General features: G+C 70.4%; 5 protein-coding genes and 1 tRNA gene. 1 reads left to right on the top strand and 5 read right to left on the bottom strand.

Going from position 1 to position 6,730, the window contains the following annotated elements:
- Window positions 1–267 precede the first annotated feature (267 nt).
- Window positions 268–4,188: an ABC transporter ATP-binding protein gene (locus tag ACY45C_RS16085; protein WP_462188401.1), complete on the bottom strand. Its 3,921-nt coding sequence runs from the start codon at window positions 4,186–4,188 to the stop codon at window positions 268–270.
- A 583-nt stretch (window positions 4,189–4,771) separates the two neighbouring features.
- Between ACY45C_RS16085 and ACY45C_RS16080 the strand changes: the two genes are divergently transcribed.
- Window positions 4,772–4,844, top strand: a tRNA-Lys gene (locus tag ACY45C_RS16080).
- A 171-nt stretch (window positions 4,845–5,015) separates the two neighbouring features.
- Here the strand turns inward: ACY45C_RS16080 and ACY45C_RS16075 are convergent.
- The 4 genes from ACY45C_RS16075 to ACY45C_RS16060 form a co-directional block, all read right to left on the bottom strand.
- Window positions 5,016–5,276 carry a tyrosine-type recombinase/integrase gene (locus ACY45C_RS16075; protein WP_462188400.1) on the bottom strand — a complete coding sequence of 87 codons (261 nt, stop codon included), beginning with the start codon at window positions 5,274–5,276 and terminating at the stop codon, window positions 5,016–5,018.
- A complete protein-coding gene (locus ACY45C_RS16070; protein WP_462188399.1) occupies window positions 5,254–6,021 on the bottom strand; it encodes a site-specific integrase in 768 nt (255 codons plus the stop codon). The genes ACY45C_RS16075 and ACY45C_RS16070 overlap by 23 nt, the downstream gene beginning before the upstream one ends.
- Window positions 6,021–6,224, bottom strand: coding sequence for a hypothetical protein (locus ACY45C_RS16065; RefSeq protein WP_462188402.1), 204 nt, complete (start codon window positions 6,222–6,224; stop codon window positions 6,021–6,023). The genes ACY45C_RS16070 and ACY45C_RS16065 overlap by 1 nt, the downstream gene beginning before the upstream one ends.
- 121 nt (window positions 6,225–6,345) lie before the next feature.
- On the bottom strand, window positions 6,346–6,576 hold the full coding sequence (locus ACY45C_RS16060) for a hypothetical protein (RefSeq protein WP_462188398.1): 231 nt from the start codon (window positions 6,574–6,576) through the stop codon (window positions 6,346–6,348).
- Between the last annotated feature and the right edge of the window lie 154 nt (window positions 6,577–6,730).

Here is a 6,730-nt window from a genome sequence, read left to right as displayed (position 1 = left end):
TCCCGCAGGTCGGCGTCCAGCTGGTCGGCGAGTTCACCGGGTGTGGCGATTCCGCTGGGCAGCCGTGGCCAGGCGATCTCCATCAACAGACCGTTCGCCTTCATGATCCCCTCCTCTGATCGCCGCCGGCCCCGGGTGACCGCTCGGCCGATCGGGGCGACGGGCGGGCTTGCTCGTCGCCCCGTGAGGGCATCCCCTCAGGCTTGAGGGCGAACCATGACATTACGGAATGAGGCCGCCCTCGCCGGTCAGCCAGCCGCTTGACGGTCAGCCAGCCGCTCGCCGATCCGCACCGCTGTCCGCGGTCGGGCTGAGATCCGCGGGCGTGACGGACTCCGCGGGCGTGACGGACTCCGCGGTGAAGGCGGCCCACAGGCGGGAGTACGGGCCGCCGGCGTGCACCAGCTCGGCGTGCGGCCCCTGCTCGACCACCCGGCCGTCCGCCATCACGACCACCCGGTCGGCCCGGGCCGCCGTGGTGAGCCGATGGGCGATGACGATCGTGGTCCGCCGGGTGGCCACCGCCTCCGAGGCGGCCGTGACCGCCGCCTCCGTCGCGAGGTCGAGCGCCGCGGTCGCCTCGTCGAACAGCAGGATGTCCGGGTCGGCGAGCTCCGCGCGGGCGAGCGCCAGGAGCTGACGCTGGCCGACGGACAGTCCCCGGCCGCGTTCGCCGACCAGATGATCGTAGCCGTCGGCCAGGCGGGTGATGAACGCGTGGGCGCCGACTGCCCGCGCCGCCGCCACGACCTCGGCGTCGGAGGCATCCGGCCGAGCGTAGGCGATGGCGTCCCGGACCGTCCCGGAGAACAGGAACGGCTCCTGCGGAACGACACCGAGCCGTCGCCGGTAGGCGGGCAGGTCGAAGTCGCGCACGTCGACGCCGTCCACCCGCACCGCACCCTCGGTCACGTCGTAGAACCGGGCGATCAGCTTCACCACCGTGGACTTGCCCGCGCCGGTCTCCCCGACCAGGGCGACTGTCTCCCCCGGGGCGATGCGCAGGCTCACCCCGTTCACGGCGTTTCCCGCCGGCCCGGAGTTCTCCGCCCGCGCGGCGGTGCTTCCCGTGTAGGCGAACCGGACGCCGGCCAGGACCACCTCGCCGGCCAGCCGCCCGACCGGCCGCGGGTGCTCGGCCGGCGGCGTCGAGGTCGGAGTCCGCAGCAGCTCGGAAAGCCGGCGCAGCCCGACCCGGGCCTGCTGATAACCGTCGAGCACCTGGGACAGTTGCTGCACCGGCGCGAAGAAGAGGTCCACATAGAGCAGGAACGCGAGTAGTGCTCCCGGCGACAGGGATCCGCCGACGGCAAGGTGGACGCCGATTCCCAGCACGAGAGCACCCGCGACCCGGGAGAGGAACTCGACGAACGGGAAGTAGAGAGCGATCATCCGTTGTGCCCGCAGCCGCGAGCGGCGGTAGCTGTCCGCGAGCTCGCGGAACCTCGCCTGGTTGACCGCTTCCCGGCCGAACGCCTGGGCGATGCGCAGGCCGGTCAGGTTCTCCTGCAGCGATGCGTTGACGGCGCTGACTCGTTCCCGGGACTCGGTGTAGGCGGCGGAGGAGCGACGCCGGAACACCACCGTCGCCACGACCAGGATCGGCAGTACGGCGACGACGACCAGGGCGAGCTCGGCGTCCAGCACGATCAGCGCCACCAGGACGCCGAAGAAGGACAGCAGGCTGACGATGGCGGTGGTCAGGCCGGTCTGCAGGAAGGTCGACAGGGCGTCGACGTCGGTCGTCATCCGGGTCATGATCCGGCCGGCGAGCTCGCGCTCGTAGTAGTCGAGCCCGAGGCGCTGCAGCTGCGCAAAGGTCTTCACCCGCAGGATGTAAAGCAGCCGCTCCCCCATCCGGCCCGTGACACGGGTCTGCCACACCTGCACCGCCCAGTTGACCAGTACCACCGCCAGCGCGACACCGGCGGTGGCGAACAGGACGTCACGTGCCCCGACACTCACACCGGCGTCGACGGCATGCCGCACCAACGCCGGCAGGGCGAGACCCGCGACGGCGTCGGCCGCCACCAGCAGCAGGCCCAGGACGAGCGGCCAGCGGACCACGGCCAGCAGCCGGTGCAGCGAGAATGCCGGGTCGGGGGCGGCCGCCGCAGCCTGGTCGACCCGCGGCTCATCGAGCGCCGGGGGCAGGGCGTCGACCCGGGCGAGCAGGTCGGGGGTCGCCGGCATGTCACCGAAGGGGCCCCCGCCGCCGAGCCCCCGGCCGAGACCGCCCCGGGTAGCACCGCCCCGGAGACCACTTCCTTTTCCTTGCCTACTTCCTTGCCCACTTCCTTGCCTATCCAGAGCCTTTTGTGTCCGATTTATCCCTCTGGATAGGCAAGAAAGGTCGGGGTCGGGGTCGGGGTCGGGGGACGGGGACGGGGACGGGAGCTGGTCGGGAAGGCCCTCACCGGGGCCGGCGAGCAGATGGCGGAACAGAGGACATCGGGCCGTCAGTTCGGCCTCGGTCCCGACGTCGACGATCCGGCCGGCGTCGAGCACGGCGATCCGGTCGGCGAGGCGCAGGGTGGAGCGCCGGTGCGCGATGAGCAGGGCGGTGCGGCCACGCATGATCGTCCGGAGCGTGTCGTGGATCTCGGCCTCGATCCGGGCGTCCACGGCCGAGGTCGCGTCGTCGAGGAGCAGGACGCGGGGATCGGTGAGTAGCGCGCGGGCGAGCGCGACGCGCTGGCGCTGGCCACCGGAGAGGGTCAGGCCCTGTTCCCCCACGACGGTGTCATAGCCGTCGGGCAGGCCGCGGATGAAGACGTCCGCCTGCGCCGCCTGCGCGGCCGCGACGATCTGGTCATCCGTGGCACCCGGCCGACCGTAGGCGATGTTCGCGCGCACCGTGTCGGAGAACAGGAAACTGTCCTCGAAGACGACCCCGATCTGCGCCCGCAGCGACGACAGTGTCACCGTGCGGATGTCCACACCGTCAAGCCGGACCGTCCCGGCCTGGGGATCGTAGAACCGCGACAGCAGCATCGCGACCGTCGACTTGCCCGAACCGGACGTGCCGACGAGGGCGACCGTCTCCCCCGGCTCGATCCGCAGGCTCACGTCCCACAGCGCGGGGCGGGACGGAACGTAGCCGAACGTGACACCGTCCAGGTCGACCAGCCCGCGGACCCGGCCAAGGCGCACGGCGCCCGGCCGGTCCGTGATCGCCGGCTGCGAATCGATGATCTCGAAGATGCGTATCGTGCTGGCCTTGGCCTGCTGGCCCACGGTGAGCAGACCGGCGAGGGTCCGCGTCGGCCCGATCAGGGCGCCAAGATAGGTGCTGAACGCGAGGAAGGTGCCGAGGGTGATCCGGTCCGTCAGCGCCAGCCAGCCGCCGAGCGCCAGCACCGCGACCTGGCCGAGCGCGGGAACGGCCTGCATCGCCGCACCGAACCTGCTGGTGATGCGCACCGCACGCATCCGAAGCGCGAACAGCCACCGGGCGTCCACCGCCAGCCGGTCCAGCTCGCGGGCCTCCTGCCCGAGCCCCTTCACCACCCGGACGCCGGCGACGGCCTCCTCGACCACTCCGGCGACCTCGCCGGCCTGCTGCTGCGCCGCCCAGGTCGCCGGGAAGACCGTGCGTCGGGCGCCGTAGCCGACGATGAACAGCGCCGGCCCCAGCGCGAGCGCGATGACGGTGAGCAGCGGGGACAGCCAGGCCATCACCACAAGGGACACGACGAAGAGCACCAGGTTGCCGCTCATCATCGGCAGATAGGACAGCAGACCCTGGACCACGGTGACGTCCGAGATCGCCCGGCTCACCACCTGCCCGGTCTGGAGCTGGTCCTGCCGGGCCCCGTCGAGGCGCTCGATGGCGCTGAAGACGGCGTCGCGCAGGTCGTACTGGACATCGAGGGAGAGCCGGCCACCGACGTAGCGTCGGACGAACGCGGCGGCGAAGACGACGACCCCGGCCCCGAGCAGAATGGCGACATAGGGTGCAAGAGAGTGGCGGTGCGTGACGACGACGTTGTCGATGACCTGCCGCTCGACCAACGGGACGGCGGCCGTGACGAGCGTGCCGAGCAGCGCGGCGCCGAAGGCCAGGGCGGCGTTGCGGCGGTACACGAGGATCTCGCGGAGGATCCTGCGCAGCCAGCCGACCGCCGGTTTCTCCGGCCCGGCATCCTCGGCTTTCTCCTCGGTGGCCGTAGGTGAACCGGGAGCCACCGGGGAGCCGGGGGCGGCAGGCCCCTCGGCTGGTTGGGGCCGTGGGCGTGGACTGGGCAACTGCGATCGCTCGACGGGACCCGGACCCGGGTGCGGGCTGGGGTCCGGCCGATCCGGCGGTCCGTGCGAGGGACGGGCCGTGTCAGCGGACGATGCTTCGGAGCTCGCGGTGGGCCTCCAGGTCGTCAGGTCCGATTCGGTACCCGCGTGACGCCGGTCCGGATCGGACGCGAGGGAAGGGACGAGACGCCAAAGCCACCGCGTCCCGGCCTCACCGCGGTGTCCCGGCCTGACCGTACGTCCGGCAGGCCCGCGGCGTCGGCCACGTCATGTCTATCAGCGAAACATTCCTGGAACCCCGCTGATGCCCGTTACGGCTCCGAGCCGAGACCACAGGCAGCCCCGGGACCCGGGCAAGATCCCGGGTAAGACCGGCCCCGGAGGACACGCAGGGACCCGGAGCCGCCGCCGCCAGTGATCTCCAAGGTGGCCGCCGCTACCGAGCGCCGTGCCTGCACCCCCGGCCACTCGTCTCCAGTGCCTGGTAGAGTTCTGCATGTCGCCGCGGGGACGCGGAGGCAACGCGCCGCTAGCTCAATTGGCAGAGCAGCGGACTCTTAATCCGCGGGTTCGGGGTTCAAGTCCCTGGCGGCGCACCCGTATCTACCAGGTCGCATGACTCTCGGTAGTCTCTTCCAGAAGGTCTCTGTACCCACTTCTGTACCCCAGCCTCTCTATGCCCTGATGGATGCCCTGATGGCAGACGCCCCGGGCGCTGCAAGGTACACAGCCATCCCGGGGCGCCGCCGATTCGCTCGGGTACACGGTCAGCCCGCGAGCTCCTCCCCGCCCTCCTCTTCGTTCGTCTGATCGACATCCTCTTCGTCGTCCGCCTGATCGCCGAAGATCCGGTCGAGCCGGCCGACCGCGTCGCGCTGGGTCTCCGGCATTACGTGGGTGTAGGTGTTCATGGTGAGCTGGATCGTGGAGTGCCCGAGCAGCTCCATCACCGTCCGCGCCGCTACACCCTCGGCAAAGAGCATCGACGCGAAGGCGTGGCGCAGATCATGCAGCCGCAGCCACGGCAACCCGGCCTGACGGCAGGGTCTGCCGGACGTGCAGCGTCGCTCCGTCGATGTCGACGTCCGTCCAGCGCAGGCCGAGGATCTCGCCACGCCGTAGCCCGAGCATCAGTGCGCAGGCGAAGACCGCTTCCAGCCGCTCGCCGCGGAGCACATCGACGAGCCGGCGCGCCTCTTCCGGGCGCAGGGCACGGACCTCGCGATGCGGTGTCGGTGGCGCCTTGACCGCTTTCGCGACGTTGCGCGCCACGAGGTCCAGCCGTTCGGCCTCCGCCAGCGCGTTGCGGATCAGGCTGTGCACGTGGCGGACGCTCCCCGCCGACAGCCCCGACTTCTTCGCCGCCGCGACGAGCCGCCGCACGTCCAACGGGGTCATCTTGTCGAGCTGCACACGGCCGATCATCGGCACGATATGCGTGGTGATCAGCCAACGGTAGGCCCGCAGCGTCGACGCCCGCGTTCCGTCGTCCTCCTTGATGGCGAGCCACTCCGTCAGCCACACCGCGACCGTCCGGCGCTCTGCCGTGACGTTGACGCCGAGTTCGGCCGCATTCCTGACCTTGGTGAGCTTCTCGCGGCATTCCTTCTCCGTCTTGCCGTAGACGGTCTTACGGACGCGCTTCCCGTCCGCCCAGCCGAGATCGATGCGACCGACCCACAGGCCGTCGCTCGCCCGCTGAAACAGCGCCCCCTCACCCTGGGAACGCCGCCGCTTCCGCCGGTCCTTCCCGGCCCCCTCCCCCGCGGCCATCAGGCGACATCTAGGGGGTTGCCGTCGGGCCATTCGACGTTGTCGTACCACGGGCAACCATAGCGGCTGTCGCCCATGTCGCAGGCGAATGTCGTCTCACCGTCGGGTTGTGGGTATTCGCGTCCCTGGCCGTTCTTCCACCGGTCGAGATGCTCCCGAAGCGCCTGGACCGGCGTGATCCGCGGTGGTATTTCCTCATTGATGGAGTAAACGTTCGGAAATGGGTGCAGTTCGGCTCAGGTGAGATCGTCAGGGTGACGGTCGCCAGGTGGTGGGCTGGCGTTGATCAATAAGAGGACTCCTTCTCGTTACATTCCGTGGCGACTAGGCCATGGAAGCGGCAACGGGAAGGAGCCTGGGTGTCAGGCTACGGGGAGTCCGCGGTCGAGGCGTCCCCCGGCCCAACCGGCCGGCCAGTACCCCGTTCGCCGCCGTCAGGTCCGCGTTCGCCGCGGCGAGCTTCTCGACGATCGCCTTCAGCTGGCTGTTCTGCCGTGCCTGCCAGAGGACAAGCCAAACCAGCGCGTCACGCGACGGACCGTCCGGATCAGGCACGAAGCAATCAAAGTGGGTCCTCAACCCGTGCGCGGCGTCGACACACGGCCAGACCCGACAAGCCCACACAGCCGGACCACTCGGCCCAGCCGTCACAGCCCGCTACTGCCACCCCGAAAGCAGCACCCTCCGCGAGGGCACTGAACGTTTACCT

The organism is Frankia sp. CcWB2, from assembly GCF_977927585.1.
The sequence above is the reverse complement of the archived record's forward strand: the minus strand, read 5'-3'. Positions and strand labels throughout refer to the sequence as shown.